The sequence below is a fragment of the Streptococcus sp. HMSC064H09 genome, assembly GCF_001812625.1.
In the GTDB taxonomy this organism is placed as follows: Bacteria; Bacillota; Bacilli; order Lactobacillales; family Streptococcaceae; genus Streptococcus.
In genome coordinates this window covers 222,017-238,615 of sequence record NZ_KV809582.1, presented here as the reverse complement: position 1 = coordinate 238,615, position 16,599 = coordinate 222,017, and the positions used below count along the sequence as shown (strand labels likewise).

14 protein-coding genes are annotated in these 16,599 nt (G+C 40.5%); 11 read left to right on the top strand and 3 right to left on the bottom strand.

The annotated features are described in order from the left end of the window. Window position 1 precedes the first annotated feature (1 nt). From HMPREF2867_RS06565 to HMPREF2867_RS06550, 4 genes are all read left to right on the top strand, one after another. Window positions 2-844 (top strand): DegV family protein, encoded by an 843-nt coding sequence (locus HMPREF2867_RS06565; protein ID WP_070576584.1) that lies wholly within the window; start codon window positions 2-4, stop codon window positions 842-844. 60 nt (window positions 845-904) lie between these two features. Beyond that, entirely contained in the window at window positions 905-1,672 is a 768-nt protein-coding gene (gene dapB, locus HMPREF2867_RS06560) for a 4-hydroxy-tetrahydrodipicolinate reductase (RefSeq protein WP_070576580.1), read from the top strand. Next, a complete protein-coding gene (locus HMPREF2867_RS06555) occupies window positions 1,669-2,871 on the top strand; it encodes a CCA tRNA nucleotidyltransferase (protein ID WP_049545669.1) in 1,203 nt (400 codons plus the stop codon). The genes dapB and HMPREF2867_RS06555 overlap by 4 nt, the downstream gene beginning before the upstream one ends. An 83-nt stretch (window positions 2,872-2,954) precedes the next feature. Next, on the top strand, window positions 2,955-4,835 hold the full coding sequence (locus HMPREF2867_RS06550) for an ABC-F family ATP-binding cassette domain-containing protein (protein WP_070576578.1): 1,881 nt from the start codon (window positions 2,955-2,957) through the stop codon (window positions 4,833-4,835). An 85-nt stretch (window positions 4,836-4,920) separates the two neighbouring features. Here the strand turns inward: HMPREF2867_RS06550 and HMPREF2867_RS06545 are convergent, their stop codons facing one another. From HMPREF2867_RS06545 to HMPREF2867_RS06535, 3 genes are all read right to left on the bottom strand, one after another. After that, on the bottom strand, window positions 4,921-5,424 hold the full coding sequence (locus tag HMPREF2867_RS06545) for an HdeD family acid-resistance protein (RefSeq protein ID WP_002886681.1): 504 nt from the start codon (window positions 5,422-5,424) through the stop codon (window positions 4,921-4,923). 68 nt (window positions 5,425-5,492) lie between these two features. Then, a complete protein-coding gene (locus tag HMPREF2867_RS06540) occupies window positions 5,493-6,254 on the bottom strand; it encodes an NUDIX domain-containing protein (protein ID WP_002890096.1) in 762 nt (253 codons plus the stop codon). Between the two features lie 58 nt (window positions 6,255-6,312). Beyond that, entirely contained in the window at window positions 6,313-7,419 is a 1,107-nt protein-coding gene (locus tag HMPREF2867_RS06535) for an AAA family ATPase (RefSeq protein WP_070576574.1), read from the bottom strand. Between the two features lie 357 nt (window positions 7,420-7,776). On the opposite strand from HMPREF2867_RS06535, the gene gdhA reads away from it, so the two are divergent. From gdhA to HMPREF2867_RS06500, 7 genes are all read left to right on the top strand, one after another. Continuing rightward, a complete protein-coding gene (gene gdhA, locus HMPREF2867_RS06530; protein WP_070576571.1) occupies window positions 7,777-9,129 on the top strand; it encodes an NADP-specific glutamate dehydrogenase in 1,353 nt (450 codons plus the stop codon). A 287-nt stretch (window positions 9,130-9,416) separates the two neighbouring features. Further along, the gene (locus tag HMPREF2867_RS06525) at window positions 9,417-10,958 is read left to right on the top strand and encodes a glycosyltransferase family protein (RefSeq protein ID WP_256263066.1); all 1,542 of its coding nucleotides are present in this window, start codon (window positions 9,417-9,419) and stop codon (window positions 10,956-10,958) included. Between the two features lie 157 nt (window positions 10,959-11,115). Continuing rightward, window positions 11,116-11,526, top strand: a complete 411-nt coding sequence (locus tag HMPREF2867_RS06520) for a peptide deformylase (protein WP_070576564.1) — start codon at window positions 11,116-11,118, stop codon at window positions 11,524-11,526. Window positions 11,527-11,714: 188 nt separating this feature from the next. Then, a complete protein-coding gene (locus HMPREF2867_RS06515) occupies window positions 11,715-12,158 on the top strand; it encodes a MarR family winged helix-turn-helix transcriptional regulator (RefSeq protein WP_070576561.1) in 444 nt (147 codons plus the stop codon). Between the two features lie 3 nt (window positions 12,159-12,161). Continuing rightward, entirely contained in the window at window positions 12,162-13,976 is a 1,815-nt protein-coding gene (locus HMPREF2867_RS06510; RefSeq protein WP_070576559.1) for an ABC transporter ATP-binding protein, read from the top strand. After that, entirely contained in the window at window positions 13,966-15,744 is a 1,779-nt protein-coding gene (locus HMPREF2867_RS06505) for an ABC transporter ATP-binding protein (RefSeq protein WP_070576556.1), read from the top strand. The genes HMPREF2867_RS06510 and HMPREF2867_RS06505 overlap by 11 nt, the downstream gene beginning before the upstream one ends. A 107-nt stretch (window positions 15,745-15,851) precedes the next feature. Continuing rightward, window positions 15,852-16,475, top strand: coding sequence for a GNAT family N-acetyltransferase (locus HMPREF2867_RS06500; RefSeq protein ID WP_037601875.1), 624 nt, complete (start codon window positions 15,852-15,854; stop codon window positions 16,473-16,475). Window positions 16,476-16,599 lie beyond the last annotated feature (124 nt).

Here is a 16,599-nt window from a genome sequence, read left to right as displayed (position 1 = left end):
GATGTCTCTTGCAGTTATTACGGATTCATCGGTTAATCTCCCTGCTGAGATTCAGGGCCATGCTGATGTTTATGTTTTAGATATTCCAGTCATCATTGAGGGGCAGCCTTTTGTTGAAGGAAAAAACTTGGATGTCAATCAGTTTTATGAACAAATGGCAAACTCTGAGGAACTGCTCAAGACATCACAACCAAATCTAGCTGACTTGGATAACTTGCTTATGGAGTTGGAGGCGGAAGGTTATACCCATGTCATTGGGCTTCTCCTTTCTTCAGGAATCTCTGGTTTTTGGGCCAATAGTCAGTTTTTGATTGAGGACCATGCCAAGTTGAAGATTGCTTTTCCTGATACAAAAATCACAGCAGCTCCTATGGGAGCTATGGTGAGAAACGTTTTGCATTGGTCAGCCCAAGGAATGTCTTTTGAGAACATTTTGAAGAAGCTTGAGGAGCAAGTTGACCAAACGACGGCCTATATTCTTGTGGATGATCTTAATCATCTGGTTAAGGGTGGTCGTTTGTCGAATGGTTCGGCGATTTTAGGAAATCTTTTGTCTATCAAACCTATTTTGAATTTTAATGACGAAGGAAAAATCGTTGTTTTTGAAAAGGTGCGTACAGAGAAGAAAGCTGTGAAACGTTTGGTTGCCCTAGCTGAGGAAAATCGTGAAATGGAGCTTAGTATCCTTCACACTAATGCTCCTGAAAAAGCTGAGGAATTTAAAAGACAGCTAGAAGCACAGGGGATTAGCGTTTCAACAGTGGTATCCTTATGTGCCGTAATTGCGACACACTTGGGTGAAGGAGCGCTAGTATTAGGTCTAACACCTAAATTTACCAAATAAGTACTATCCATGTGGGATGGGGCTTGTCTATGATTAAAATCAATAGAGAGGAAAAATGACATGTCTATTAAAGTTATTGTTGCTGGATTTAAAGGAAGAATGGGTTCAACTGCGGTTGAGATGGTCAAGGGAGATGACGAATTGACTTTGGCTGCCTTGCTTGACCCATTTGCGACAGAAAAAGAAGTGGACGGTATTCCTGTCTTCACAGATAAATCGGATTTGGTTGGCTTTGATGCAGATGTCTGGGTGGATTTCACGATGCCTGCTGTTGCCTATGAAAATACTCGTTTTGCTTTGGAGAATGGTTTTGCACCAGTTGTGGGTACAACAGGATTTACTGAAGCACAAATTCAGGAATTAACAGACCTTTCTAAAGACAAGTCTATTGGTGGTTTGATTGCGCCTAACTTTGCTATTGGTGCTATCCTTCTTATGAAGTTTGCGGCAGAAGCTAGCAAATATTTCCCAGATCTTGAAATCATTGAGCTTCACCATGACAAGAAAAAAGATGCGCCTTCAGGTACAGCAGTGAAAACAGCTGAACTTATTCGTGAGGTTCGCGAGACTAAACGTCAGGGAGCTGAGGATGAGGTGGAAACACTTGCTGGGGCACGTGGTGCTGAGTTTGATGGTTTCCGCATTCACAGTGTGCGTTTGCCAGGTCTTGTGGCTCACCAAGAGGTTATCTTTGGTGCCCAAGGAGAAGGATTGACCTTGCGTCACGACTCTTACGACCGCATTTCCTTTATGGGTGGGGTTAACCTCGGTATTAAGGAAGTGGTTAAACGTAATCAGCTTGTTTATGGTTTGGAACATTTACTATGAGATTAAGTTATTTGCCTTCTGAATTTCAGAAGGCTTTACCAATATTAGAGAAAATTAAGGCTGCAGGGTTTGAGGCTTACTTTGTTGGTGGATCGGTCCGCGATGCCCTTCTCAACCGTCCTATTCACGATGTTGATATTGCTTCGTCTTCTTATCCTGAGGAGACTAAACAGATTTTTGAGCGTACGGTAGACATTGGTATTGAGCATGGGACCGTTTTGGTCTTGGAAAATGGCGGTGAGTATGAGGTGACGACCTTCCGAACAGAGGACGTCTATGTGGATTACCGTCGTCCGTCTAGCGTGTCCTTTGTGCGTTCATTGGAAGAGGATCTTAAGCGTCGTGATTTTACAGTCAATGCTTTTGCCCTTAATGAAAATGCTGAGATTATTGATAAGTTCAATGGTCTTGCTGATTTGGACAACCGTGTCTTAAGGGCTGTTGGTAAGGCTGAGGAACGCTTTAACGAGGATGCTCTTCGTATTATGCGGGGCCTACGTTTTGCAGCGAGCTTAGATTTCGATATTGAAGAAAAGACTTTTGAGGCTATGACCAGCCATGCTCCTCTTTTGGAAAAGATTTCGATTGAGCGAAGTTTCATCGAGTTCGATAAGTTGCTTTTGGCACCACATTGGAAAAAAGGAATCAAGGCACTTCTAGCAACTAAGGCTTATCAGTATCTTCCAGATTTTCAAGAGACAGCAGAGAAATGGCAGTCTTTTGTATCAGATTATGCTGATGACTTTAGATTTACAAGTTCTGAGCAGGCCTGGGCAGCAACTCTTCTGGCTCTCAAGCACGATAATCCACGCTCTTTTCTTAAAAAATGGAAGACATCTGTTAATTTCCAAAAGACAGTTCAGTCCCTGGTTGACATTTTCAATTTCCGTTTGGAGAGAGCTGTGACCAAGCAAGATGTTTATCAGTATGGTAAGGAACTCTTAGAGGAGGCTGAAACCTTGAGACGAGCTCAGGGCTTGGACGTCGATTATGAGCGTATTGCCGAGTTGGATGGTCAGTTGCTCATCCATGATAAGCACGAAATCGTTGTGAATGGTGGCACACTGATGAAGGAGCTAGGATTCAAACCTGGTCCGGACCTTGGTCGTGCACTTAAGGCTATCGAAAATGCCATCGTTGATGGTCAACTAGCTAATGCCGAGGAAGCCATCATGGCCTTTGTTCAAGCTATGAAATAAGTCTAGAGACGTGATAAAAATGACACACCGCTACAGAGCATGCGTAGGATCCGTAGCGGTGTTATTTGTAAGAAGGAAGTAAGATGTCAGATTTTATTGTTGAAAAATTAACCAAGTCCGTTGGAGATAAGACGGTTTTTAAAGAGATTTCATTCAATATCCATGATTTGGATCGTATTGGGATTATTGGTGTCAATGGGACAGGTAAGACAACCTTGCTAGATGTTGTATCTGAGCGTATTGGTTTTGATGGTGATGTGTCACCTTTCACCAAGGCTAATGGCTATAAGATTGCTTATTTGACTCAAGAGCCAGAATTTGATGATAGCAAGACGGTTCTTGAAACTGTCTTGTCATCAGACCTTCGTGAGATGGCTTTGATTCGAGAATATGAAACCCTTATGGCAGAATATTCTGAGGAGAATCAGGTTCGCTTGGAGAAGGTTATGGCTGAGATGGATAGTCTAGATGCTTGGTCCATTGAGAGCGAGGTTAAGACAGTCTTGTCTAAGTTGGGATTGTCAGACCTCTCGCAAAAGGTCGGGGACCTCTCAGGCGGTCTTCGTCGCCGTGTGCAGTTGGCTCAGGTTCTCTTGAATGATGCAGATCTCTTGCTCTTGGATGAGCCAACTAACCATTTGGATATTGATACTATTGCTTGGTTGACTAATTTTCTCAAGTCTTCTAAAAAAACGGTCCTCTTTATTACCCACGACCGTTATTTCTTGGACAATGTGGCCACACGTATCTTTGAGCTAGACCAGGCTAATCTGATTGAATACCAGGGAAATTATCAAGACTATGTGCGTCTAAAGGCTGAACAAGATGAACGAGATGCAGCAGTTCTTCACAAGAAAAAGCAACTCTATAAGCAGGAGTTGGCATGGATGCGAACGCAACCACAGGCACGTGCGACTAAGCAACAAGCTCGTATCAATCGTTTTAAGGAGCTTAAGGGTGAGGTTCACCAAACGGTTAATAATGACGATCTTGAAATTAACTTTGAGACTAGCCGTATTGGTAAGAAAGTAGTGAACTTCGAGCATGTCGATTTTGCTTATGAAGATGGCAAGCAAATTCTCAGTGATTTCAATCTTATCATGCAAAATCGTGATCGTATCGGTATTGTTGGGGATAATGGTGTCGGGAAATCGACCTTGCTCAATCTGATTAATGGCGACCTTGTGCCCACAGCTGGTGTCCTAGATATTGGTGAGACGGTACGTATTGGTTATTTCTCGCAGCAAATTAAGGACATGGATGAAAGCAAGCGTGTCATTAACTACTTGCAAGAAGTTGCAGATGAGGTTAAGACAACGGTTGGAACAACTAGTATCACAGAGCTCTTAGAGCAATTCCTTTTCACTCGTTCTACCCATGGGACACAGATTGCCAAGCTCTCTGGTGGGGAAAAGAAACGTCTTTATCTACTTAAGATTCTGATTGAAAAGCCTAACGTTCTGCTCTTGGATGAGCCGACAAATGATTTGGACATTGCGACTTTGACAGTTTTGGAAAACTTCCTCAATGGTTTTGGCGGCCCTGTCGTTACCGTAAGTCACGACCGCTATTTCTTGGACAAGGTGGCGAACAAGATTCTAGCCTTTGAAGAGGGTGGTGTGCGTGAGTTCTTTGGTAACTACACTGACTACCTTGATGAAAAAGCCTTCTTCCAAGAGCAAGCAGTCCTCTTAGAGAAGGAAAAAGAGCAAGCTAGCGTTAAAGTTGAGAAAGTCAAAGAAGACAAAAAACGCATGAGCTACTTTGAAAAACAAGAGTGGGCGACCATCGAGGATGAGATTGCTGACCTTGAAGCCAAAATCGAAGAGATTGAAGCAGCCATGCTTGAAAATGCTAGTGATTATGGACAGTTAGCCACCCTCCAACGAGACTTGGATGCTGCTAACGAAACCTTGCTTGAAAAGTATGAACGTTATGAGTATTTGAGTGAGCTAGAAGGATAAGCTCTTTAGTAATCAAAGTATGACAAAAGCCCTGCAAATGTGAATTGCAAGGCTTTTTTATGTTTATGTAGTGACTATTTTCTTCCTACCACAAGCGGAACGAAAAGGAGAGGACAGAGACCCCCGCGAAGATAATTAAGGAAGCTACCAAGCGCCCAATAAGAAAGGCTGAGAAAAACGGAGCACTAAAGAGCAGGAGTCCAAAGACTAGACAAATCAAGGCAATTGATAGGGCAGGTTGACCTGAGAAGCCGAATTGACGTTGGCGATAAGCTTGAAAGCCTTGCGTAAATGCTGAGACAAGAAGCCACCAAGCGATAATGGTTACAGCTACGCCCGAGAGCACCCATGCTGATGTTGATAGCAGGATAATACCAAAAACGATGGAAATGATACTCTGAAGTAGTTGGAAGAAGGAGCGGTTTTCGTTATCTCGTTTAAAATAAACCATGAGACTTGAAACACCAGATACCAGCATCACTAGGGCAAATAGCCAACCAACGATGGCAAGAAGATTTGTAGGATTAGCGAAGAAAAAGACACCCAAGAGTGTAATGAGAATTCCACTAATTAATGTAAAACTTTTCATAGGATACCTCTTATTAATTTTCTTAATACTACTATGTAAGTATCAAATTGTCAAACAAAGACCTTACTTTAGAGTGGCTTGATATGATAAGTGTAGGTGGCAGCCTTTCTGGTTCTAGTAGCTACCTGACGACCTGTTTTTTGGAAGAGGTGTTTAAAGCGACGCAAGAAATTTGTGGAATCCATCTTGAGGTAGTCTTCATTGAAGGTACCAAAAAGTTGGCGGTAGGTGGTCAAGGTGTTTTCCTCGGGCATAATGGAAAGAATAGTTGGATAGTATTCGAGTCGTCCCTTGATACGTTCCATAGCTGTTAAGAGAATTTCCCAATGGTCAAAGGCAAGGTCATCATGTGACAGCGTCTTATCACCATCAACAAGTTGCAGTTGACCGTCTACCATGGCAATGTCTAACCAATGCGTAGACGCTGCATCGTCGGCAGCCTTTTCCACTTGAATGTCATTGAAGGTCATGAAGCAGAGGTAAGCCACTGTAATGGTCCACATTCGAGGATCCCGATAAGGTGTTCCCACAGTAATGAGTTGCTCAATATGATCAGGATTGAGTGTAATGGATGTTTCCTCCTGTACTTCGCGACAGACAGCTAGATTGAGATCTTCTTGCTCCTGAACGAAGCCACCACTGAAGGCGTATTTCCCCATGAAGGGATGGTTTTTTCGCTTGATAAGTAAGGTTTGGACTCTTCCTTCATAATAGCGGAAGATGACCGAGTCAACGGTCACTGAGGGCTTAACGTACTTATCCATTTCCTCTCGCTGATAGATGTCCAAAAATTCCTTTTCGCTACCAGAGTTTTCGAAGGTTCTAGTCATATGTTTCCTCCATGTTTGTGTTGTAAGTTTTAAGCGATGATTACGTTGGATTGGTCTTTTAAATATCGATGTGTAGACGTTCTTTGATTGCTTTTTTGGCATTGTGGTAGTTGTCCGCAAAGAAGCTGTCACTATTACTATTTTCCCCTAAAATAACGATTTTATCCTTGAATGGTGATAGGAGGTCTAAGAGATGCTTGGTAAACCAGTCACGTGTTTGGCTATCAGCCATAGTCATGTCACGGAAGCCATCATCCACATAGTTTGATTTTGGCAGAATTACAAAAATCAAATCCCATTTTTCACGGGCTTGAGTTACCTGATAGAGCCGATCCAGCATATCAAATTCTTCTTTAGAAATATTTTCTTTCAAATAGTAGTCGATATAAACTTTTGTGACTGTTGAGTTGGTATCGGCAAAGATAAGTCCTGAGTGCTGCCCTTTATCAATGATATCAGAGGTCTGGGCATATTGATCTGTCAGGAGGTGAATATAATCGTTAGTATCTAACTCGTCATCTCGTACATTATACTTTTCTTGATACTCCCTAGCATATTCAAGAGAGCAGGGAGCGTTGTAAGTTCGGGCCAAATCTTTAACAAGAGTAGTTTTTCCACCACTAGCAGAGCCCACGACAAGGACCTTACGAGTAAAGTGACGGCGGAAAGGCTTGGTGATAAAACGCCAATTTTCCATAGGATTGTCGCGAATCTCGGTAGCAGAGATGTTGATAATAGAGCGTTCGATGAGTTCTACCTGAGCTTGAGGATAATAGCGATTGAGCTCGGTCACGTACTCTGGCTCTCCAACATAAAAGGTAATCTTTTCAGGATTATCCGTATTTTTAGAGATAAGCTCTTTGACACGATTAACCCAAGGTACCCATCCCTCGGGATAGGCTGGCATCCCAGCCTCATCCAGTTTATCCACAACGACTAATTCATCATCATAGAAAACTTCTCGAACATAACGGAAACGGCGGTTGAGTGATAGGCCTGCGCGTGTCCCTCGATCTTCTTGTGTGTTGCTGCCACTTACGATGACGAGCACATTGTCATTAGCGCGTTTTGCCTTGGTAATAAGATCAACGTGCCCAACATGCATTGGAGCGAAAGTTCCAAAAACAATGCCGATGTGCTTTCCTGATAATTGCTTTCTTTTCATAAAAAATGACCCTTTCCAAGATTTAGTAAAATTACTAAATTCATAATAACATAGTTGGGGATCTTTGTAAATGTAAAAATAGTAAATTTACTAAATTGTTTTTAGGTTATTTTAGCTTTAAAGTTGAAAAAAAGTTTAAAAAATTTTGGAGAAAAACTAGAAAAATAGAATTCGCTTACATTGTTGAATTGATAACTTTTTAGGAGTAGCTTAAAAAAGATAAATCACTTGTTATGTCATAAAACCTAACATAAAAATCAAAAAAATAGCAGAAAATACTTGACAAGAAGATTCTGAAAATTTATACTATTCATGTAATTAAATTACTAAGGTAATTATTTGAAAGGAAACATTGATATGACAACAGGTAAAGAGTACGTTGCTAGCGTTTTTGAAAAAGTGAAAGCTCAAAATGGCCATGAGGCTGAGTTCCTTCAAGCAGTTGAAGAAGTTTTCGATTCACTTGTTCCTGTCTTCGACAAATATCCTAAATATATTGAAGAAAACGTTTTGGAACGTTTGGTTGAACCAGAACGTATCGTTTCATTCCGTGTGCCATGGGTTGACGATAAAGGACAAGTACAAGTAAACCGTGGTTTCCGTGTACAATTCTCATCAGCTATTGGTCCTTACAAAGGTGGTCTTCGTTTCCACCCATCAGTAAACCAATCAATCATTAAATTCCTTGGTTTCGAACAAATCTTTAAAAACTCATTGACTGGTCAACCAATCGGTGGTGGTAAAGGTGGATCAAACTTCGATCCTAAAGGTAAATCAGATAACGAAATCATGCGTTTCTGCCAAAGCTTCATGACTGAATTGAGCAAACACATTGGTGCAGATACAGACGTACCTGCAGGTGATATCGGTGTTGGTGGACGTGAAATTGGTTACCTCTATGGCCAATACAAACGTCTTCGTAATGAGTACACAGGTGTTCTTACTGGTAAAGGTTTGAACTGGGGTGGATCACTTGCTCGTACAGAAGCAACTGGTTACGGTGCTGTTTACTTTGCAGAACAAATGCTTAATGCACGTGGTGAAAACTTTAACGGTAAAACAGCAGTTGTTTCAGGTGCTGGTAACGTTGCCATCTACGCTATTGAAAAATTGCAAAGCCTAGGTGCTAAAGCTGTAACATGTTCTGACTCATCTGGTTTTGTTTATGATCCAGACGGAATCGACGTTGACTTGTTGAAAGAAATCAAAGAAGTTAAACGTGAACGTATCGTTAAATATGCAGAAGCTCGTCCAAATGCAACCTTCACACCTGCTGGTGGTGAAAAGACAGTTTGGTCTATCAAAGCTGACTTGGCATTCCCATGTGCAACTCAAAATGAATTGGATGAAACAGATGCAGAAACACTTGTAGCAAATGGTGTATTGGCTGTTTCAGAAGGTGCTAACATGCCTTCAACTTTGGGAGCTATTGATGTCTTCCTTAAAGCTGGTGTATCATTTGGTCCTGCCAAAGCTGCTAACGCTGGTGGTGTTGCTGTATCAGCTCTTGAAATGGCACAAAACAGCGGACGTACACAATGGACATTCGAAGAAGTTGATGCTAAACTTTACGATATCATGAAAGGTATCTACGAAAATGCTGCAGCAGCTGCTAAAGAATTTGGTCATGAAGGTAACCTTGTTGTGGGTGCCAACATCGCTGGATTCCTTAAAGTTGCAGACGCTATGTCAGCTCAAGGTATTGTTTAATTAACAGCCTTGACCTAATTAATAAGCCTCTCGATAAAATAAGAAAAGAAGCCTGCGGGTTTCTTTTTTTTGTTTAGACAGACTTAGGAGGAAGAGGAGTTCCGTGCTTTTTTTGGTATAATGACCTTGTAAGAAATCTCTTTCTAGAGCAGATTTTTATGAATTAGAATATGAGAGGAATAATTTTGAGTGTTGGAAAGGGTCCCTGTGGGGTAAAAAAGAAGAAGTATACTAATCAGACAATCATTCTAATAAGTTTCTTAATCAGTATGGTGTCAATACTGCCTATGTTCTTTTTTAGGGACAAGCTTTATGGTGATGATATTGTCTTTCACATTAACCGACTCTTATCTTTGGATACTGTCTGGAAGAGTCCTATTAATTTTACGACTAACGGAGGGACCGGACAATTAATCAATACCTTTTATCCCTGGTTAACTTATTATCCTATTTTCATAATCTATAAGCTGACTCAGTCGGTCTTTGTAGCCTGGATGAGTTTTCAGTTTCTTGTTCGCTTTGTAACTTGTTTGCTTAGTTTTTACGGATTACGTTTATTGAAATATTCTGATAAACAGGTGATGATATTTTCTACCTTTTATCTCTTTTCGGGGTATTTCTTGCACAATTCTTATTACCGGGCGGCCGTTGGCGAAACGCTAGCGATGATTTTTCTACCTCTAGTTTTCGTTGGCGTTCGTTTGATAACTTTTGGAGATTACAAGAAATGGTGGATTTTGACTCTTGGGATGCTTGGTTTAGTTTATTCCCATGTCTTATCGGTCCTTTTGGCTTCTGTTGGGATTTTCTTTGCGGTGGTAACTAGTTTTTGGATTTGGGATAATAAAAAAGAACGTGTCCTAGGATTTCTTAAGGCCACCCTTGTCACTCTTAGTATGTCTCTAGCTTTCTTTGTTCCTATGATAGAGCAATTCAAGTATGTCACTCTACGAACGACTTTTAAACCGCTCCTATCAAAGACAGCTTTAAGTCTGGCAGACAACTGGGAGTTGATTCTAAAAAGTGATTTAAGGACTCCATCAGTAAATCTTCTCTATCTCCTGGGCTTATTGCTAAGCCTGATTTTTGCTAAGCGTTTTGTGAAGGATAAGGAAGCTAGAATTTACCTTTTTATTTCTTTTGTTTTGGCCTTTTTGACTTTGAATAGTTTTCCTTGGCAGTTCTTACAGGCAAGTCCAGTGTCCAACCTTCAATTTCCTTGGAGATTATGGAGTTTTGCCTTGCTTTTCTTCAGCTTAGCCTTAGCGAATATCTTGAAAAATATGTCTATGAAGGCAGCGACGATACTTGTCTTGTTTGGTCTTTGTCTGAATATGTTTCAGATTGTTACTGTCCAAGATAAGATGACTAAAGCCAAGAATATATTGCCAAGCGATACAAAAGTTATGAGAGAAATGCTGGCCAAGGGAACTTATAAAAATATAAATGGGGATTATACCAATAAAGGAGTGCCTTTTGGCTTTGTCTTTGACAAACATCTTTTCTTGGATAATCAGGAAATTAAGTCAACCATCAGCCGTTCTCCAAAGGAGCTAGCACTTACAGTAAACAATGAGTCAAAAGAAACTAAGGTTTTGTCGTTACCAGTTTTCTACTATAAAGGACAAGAAGCGAGGATTGATGGGAAGCGAGTAACTACTTACTTAGCTAAGGAAAAGAATCCAACTAATCTAGGTCTACCACCAGGTAAGCATGGTATCGTTTTGACCTATGGCTATAGCCCAGTTGCCAAATTGGCGATGGGTGTTTCAACTATTAGTCTTTTGGCGTTTATTGGTTATTTGTATAGAGTGAAAAAAGATGACTAAAAAGAAGCCTGCGGGTTTCTTTTTTTGTCTGTTTTACTAGAAGGGACGCCTTTTGATATAATAGGTCAAGGTGATTAATATGGAAATGAAAACCTTTGGTTCCGATAAAAGAAGGATATATCATTCCATAGTTTAGATAAGAAAAGGGAGTAAATAGATGATAAAAACAATCGTAAAGGATGTCTTTTTCCTTGGACAAAAATCGACAGAAGCGACCAAAGAAGACCTCTATTTGGCCAAAGATTTACGTGATACACTGGAGTTTCATAAGGATGCCTGTGTGGGTATGGCTGCCAATATGATTGGCGTTAAAAAGCGTGTCATTATCGTAAATATCGGTTTTGTTAATCTAGTCATGTTTAATCCTGTTTTAGTCAGCAAGTCCTCACCTTATCAAACAGAGGAGTCTTGTTTGTCTTTAGAGGGCAGTCGTCCAACCAGACGTTATGAGTCGATTGAGGTAGCTTATTTAGATGAACAATGGATGCCTAAACAGCTAAGTTTTTCTGGCATGCCAGCCCAAATTATTCAACATGAATTGGATCATTTGGAGGGGATTATCATTTAGATAGCCTAGCTCAAGCGTTGTTAGGTTTTAGAGTCTAAAGCCTTAATAATCACGGTTACGGGAGTGAGAGTGGAAAGCAATATTCTTTTTCACTCTTTTTTAGTTCTTATAAGAACTTTTCTTCTTGACAATAGTTCTCATAAGAACTAAAATAGTATCCATGAGAATTATTTAAGGAGGAACTTGCGATGCATGGAAAAGATCCTTTTAATGAAATCAAAAAATTCATCAATACCATGGAATCTAGAGTGCAAGAGCTAGGCAAAGCTTACGGCGTTGAGCATTTAGCTGGTCCACAAGGGTTTGCCGTCAGGTACTTGTTTGAGAACCAAGATAAAGAAATCTTTATCAAAGATATCGAGAAAAGGCTATCTATATCTAAATCAGTGGCTAGTAATTTGGTCAAACGTATGGAGAAAAACGGTTTCGTTGAATTGGTGACATCGGACAAGGACAAACGCTACAAGTATGTTCATCTGACAGACTTGGGTAAAAAGAAGGCCCAAGATGTTGGACATTTCCGAGAGGCTATCCATGAACAGTTATTAGAAGGCATTTCGAAAGAGGATGCTGAAACAGCTTTTCGGGTCTTTCACCAAATTCATAAGAATTTAGAAAAAAATAAGGAGTAACTTATGTTTAAAATTTTTAAACGTTTGACGACAAAAGAGTTAAGCATGATTATCTTAGCTGTGATATTTGTTTGTTTGAACGTCTATCTAAACTTGAAAATTCCAGACTATATGTCTGATATTACGACACTCTTATCAACTAAGGGAACTAAGGCGTCGGATATTTTTGCCTGGAATACAGATGCCCCAGGGATGCGAATGCTTTTAATGTCATTTGCAGGCTTTATGGCCTCTGTAGTGGTTGGTTTCTTAGCTGCTAGAACAGCGGCAAGTTTTACCACCCGTCTTCGTGATGATATCTTCCATCAGGTTCTAGGTTTTTCGGATGCAGAGATTAAGAAATTCTCAATTCCTAGTCTTTTGACCCGTACGACAAATGATATTACCCAATTGCAGATGGTACTTACCATGGGATTGCAGGTCATTACACAGGGGCCTATCATGGCCATTTGGGCGATTACAAAGATTGCCGATAAAAATGGAAATTGGCTCCTTGCCTTGCTTGTCGCTGTGGCAGTGATTGCCATTCTCATGCTCTTCCTCTTGATTATGGTTATGCCTAAGCAACGCTTGATTCAAACTCTGACCGATAAACTGAACAGCGTAACGCGTGAATCTCTTACAGGAATTCGTGTGGTGCGTGCCTATAACGCTGAAAGTTATCAAGAGGATAAATTTGAAAAGGCCAATACTGATTTGACCCAAAACAACCTCTTTATCGGTCGTTCTTTTGCTTTACTGACACCGGTAATGACTGCTGTATCCAGCGGTTTGACACTGGCTATTTATTGGATTGGTGCGCATCTGATTGAAGATGTTAAGATTCCAACTAATCCAACGAAAATTGCTGGTGCCATGGAAGACAAGGTCCATCTCTTCTCAGATATGGTGGTTTATTCGTCTTATGCCATGCAGGTTGTTATGGGATTCATGATGATGATTGTCGTTTTCTTCCTTCTTCCACGTGCCGTTGTAGCAGCTGGCCGTATCAATGAAGTTCTAGATACCCAATCTTCAGTCTCTTACCCTGAAAATAGTTCTGAAAAACCTAAAGACGTGGGCACTGTCGAATTCGATGATGTTTCTTTCCGTTATTCTGAAACTTCAGAGCCTGTTTTGGAGCATGTTAGCTTCAAAGCTAAAAAGGGTGACACGGTTGCCTTTATTGGTTCGACTGGATCTGGTAAATCAACGCTTGTCAACCTTATCCCACGATTTTATGATGCCACGCAAGGAACTATCAAGGTTGACGGTGTGGATGTACGACATTTTGACCACGAAACCTTGCACAATATAGTCGGTTATATTCCACAAAAGGCTGTGCTTTTCTCAGGTAATATCACGTCAAATATGACAATGGGAACGAGCAATAACAGTCCCCTAGATGACGCTAAGATTTGGGAAGCTCTCGAATTGGCTCAAGGAAAAGACTTTGTTGAAAATAAAGAAGGCCAACTTAAGGCAGAAGTGGCTCAAGCTGGGTCTAACTTCTCAGGTGGCCAGAAGCAACGTTTGGCTATTGCGCGTGCACTTGCCCGTAAGCCTGAAATCTTGATTTTTGACGATTCCTTCTCAGCTTTGGACTATAAGACCGATCGTAAACTGCGTCAAGAATTGTCTGAAAAAACACAAGATATGACCAAGTTGATTGTTGCTCAACGTATCTCTACTATTATGGATGCTGATCAAATCTTGGTACTTGATCAAGGTAAAGTAGTCGGGCAAGGAACCCACAAGGAACTCTTGGCTAACAATGAGGTTTACCAAGAAATTGCTTATTCACAATTGTCTAAGGAGGAGTTAGAAAATGGAAAATAAGCCAAAAACATCGTCCTATAAACGCTTAAAACCCTATATTAAAGGTTTCCCAATTCCCTTTGTCCTTGCGATTGTTGGAGCAATTATTTCAGCAGTCATTACAGTTATTGGACCAGATAAGCTTAAAGAAATTACCAATACTATTACTGAAGGTATTACACCTACCAAGATGGGGACGATTCCAGGTGTTGATTTGGATAAGGTGGCAAGTATTGCTATGACCTTGGCTGTTCTCTATGCCATTTCAGCGATTGTGGGTTACTTACAAAGCTTTACGGTTGCGACGGTTACACAACGCTTTTCACAACGTTTCCGTACAGCTATCCAAAAGAAAATCAACAGTGTTCCCCTTAATTATTTTGACAGTCATTCTCAAGGGGACACCCTCTCTCGTGTGACTAATGACGTTGACCTTTTGGGACAATCTCTTAGTCAAGGTCTGGGTACCCTAATTACTTCAAGTATTCTCTTGGTCGCAGCCATTATTATGATGTTTTACTCAAATGTCACTATGGCTTTTACTGCGATTGGTTCTGTCTTGATAGGATTTGTTCTAGTAGCCTTCATCATGGGTTTCTCACAACCCCTTTTCAAACGTCAACAAGAAAATTTGGCTAACATTAATGGATATATTGAAGAAATCTACACAGGTCAAGCAGTTGTAACGAGTTACAATGCATCTGAAGAAAGTAGTCAAGCTTTCAAGGGACTTAATGATAAGCTCTATAAATCGATGTGGCAATCTCAGTTTATCTCAGGTATTATGATGCCACTTATGATTTTCATTGGGAACTTTGGTTACGTCATGGTCTGTCTTGTGGGAGCTATTAAGGTTATTGATGGTAGCTTGACTATTGGTGATGTGGTAGCCTTCATGACTTATGTTCGTATTTTCTCACAACCTCTTTCTCAAATTGCACAAGGGATTACACAACTCCAGTCAGCTACTGCAGCTATTGGTCGTATCTTTGAATTTTTGGAAGAAAAAGATATGGATGACGAATCAAGTAAGACAGCTGAATTGACAGATACTAAAGGTCAAGTTGTCTTTGATCATGTTTCCTTTGGTTATACTCCTGAAAAGACTATTATTCATGATTTTTCAGCTCTTGCTAAGCCAGGTCAAAAGATTGCGATTGTTGGTCCAACAGGTGCTGGTAAGACGACTATTGTTAACTTGCTTATGAAGTTCTATAACATCAATCAAGGCCATATCACCATTGACGGTGTGGATACTGGCGACATGAAACGTGAAACTGTCCATGATCAATTCTCTATGGTGCTTCAGGACACTTGGCTCTTTGAAGGTACTATTCGTGATAATTTAATTTACAACCAAGAAAATATCTCTGACGAGCAAGTTATTGCTGCAGCCAAGGCTGTCGGTGTTCACCACTTTATCACCACACTTCCAAAAGGTTATGACACTTATTTGGATGATTCTGTGACATTATCAGTTGGTCAGAAACAGCTCTTGACCATTGCACGTGCCCTTCTTAAGGATGCCCCTCTTCTTATCTTGGATGAAGCGACATCATCTGTTGACACCAGAACAGAAGAATTGATTCAAAAAGCCATGGACAAACTTATGGAAGGTCGGACTTCCTTTGTCATTGCTCACCGCTTATCAACCATTCGAAATGCAGATCTAATCCTTGTGATGAAAGATGGGAATATTATTGAACAAGGAAATCATGATGAGCTTATGGCAGCAGATGGTTTCTATGCTGATCTTTATAATAGTCAATTTACAGAAGAAGTTGCCTAAACTTTTCTTATAAAATTATAAGATTTTACAAAAAGCCATAGAACGTATGACTGTCAGTCATGCGTTTTGTGTTATACTGAAAAAAACAGACAGATTAGGAGATTAAGATGCAATATCGCAAAGCAAGACTAGACGAAGTTCAGGAAGTGGCACAAGTATGTGCAGATGCCTTTGAAGATTATCCCTATCTTTCAATGATTGCCACTAATTTAAAGAATCCTGAACAGTATGAGGAATTTGTCTTAGCCTTGCAGGAAATGTTGGTGCGTTTAGCTATAAAGATGGATTCGTGTTTGGTGGCTGAAAAGGATGGTCGCATTGTTGCGGCAGCTATTTTACAGCATCAGACGATTTCTATGCTTAACTATCTCCAGAACGGAGCGACCAAGCTTTTCCGTTTCATAAGCATCACTAAGTTGTTTAAGTACTTTAATTTTGTTGAAGAGTCTGAAAGACATCTGGAGGATTCTGCAGAATACGATTGGTATCTGATGATGTTAGCAGTAACTCCAGATTATCAAAGAAAAGGTATAGGAAGTCGTTTCTTGCTTGAAGGGGTTGAACCTTTTGTACGTAGTACAGGAGGTCGTAGTCTTGGCTTGATTACCAATCGCGATTACAATGTGCCTTTCTATGAGAAAAATGGCTACAAGCAATGTGGTTATAAGGTCTTGACCTATGAAACACACAAACTAGGCAACTGGCCTTTTGTCAAACCACTTGATGCATAGCCTTGTGTTAATTGAACTTAGATAAGCAAATTGAATCTGGCTTCGGCTGGATTTTTTTCTTAGCTTTAGAGTCCTTCTTGTCTGGCTCATTCCTTATTTTTAAGCCTATCTATGCTATAATTAA

Excerpts from the sequence above, each read along its gene's own strand:
- HMPREF2867_RS06535 (WP_070576574.1), bottom strand. The coding sequence starts at position 7,419 with ATGAAAAGAAAGCAATTATCAGGAAAGCACATCGGCATTGTTTTTGGA.
- HMPREF2867_RS06545 (WP_002886681.1), bottom strand. The coding sequence starts at position 5,424 with ATGAAAAGTTTTACATTAATTAGTGGAATTCTCATTACACTCTTGGGT.
- dapB (WP_070576580.1), top strand. The coding sequence starts at position 905 with ATGTCTATTAAAGTTATTGTTGCTGGATTTAAAGGAAGAATGGGTTCA.
- HMPREF2867_RS06555 (WP_049545669.1), top strand. The coding sequence starts at position 1,669 with ATGAGATTAAGTTATTTGCCTTCTGAATTTCAGAAGGCTTTACCAATA.
- HMPREF2867_RS06565 (WP_070576584.1), top strand. The coding sequence starts at position 2 with ATGTCTCTTGCAGTTATTACGGATTCATCGGTTAATCTCCCTGCTGAG.
- HMPREF2867_RS06520 (WP_070576564.1), top strand. The coding sequence starts at position 11,116 with ATGATAAAAACAATCGTAAAGGATGTCTTTTTCCTTGGACAAAAATCG.
- HMPREF2867_RS06505 (WP_070576556.1), top strand. The coding sequence starts at position 13,966 with ATGGAAAATAAGCCAAAAACATCGTCCTATAAACGCTTAAAACCCTAT.
- gdhA (WP_070576571.1), top strand. The coding sequence starts at position 7,777 with ATGACAACAGGTAAAGAGTACGTTGCTAGCGTTTTTGAAAAAGTGAAA.
- HMPREF2867_RS06510 (WP_070576559.1), top strand. The coding sequence starts at position 12,162 with ATGTTTAAAATTTTTAAACGTTTGACGACAAAAGAGTTAAGCATGATT.
- HMPREF2867_RS06500 (WP_037601875.1), top strand. The coding sequence starts at position 15,852 with ATGCAATATCGCAAAGCAAGACTAGACGAAGTTCAGGAAGTGGCACAA.
- HMPREF2867_RS06540 (WP_002890096.1), bottom strand. The coding sequence starts at position 6,254 with ATGACTAGAACCTTCGAAAACTCTGGTAGCGAAAAGGAATTTTTGGAC.
- HMPREF2867_RS06515 (WP_070576561.1), top strand. The coding sequence starts at position 11,715 with ATGCATGGAAAAGATCCTTTTAATGAAATCAAAAAATTCATCAATACC.
- HMPREF2867_RS06550 (WP_070576578.1), top strand. The coding sequence starts at position 2,955 with ATGTCAGATTTTATTGTTGAAAAATTAACCAAGTCCGTTGGAGATAAG.
- HMPREF2867_RS06525 (WP_256263066.1), top strand. The coding sequence starts at position 9,417 with ATGTTCTTTTTTAGGGACAAGCTTTATGGTGATGATATTGTCTTTCAC.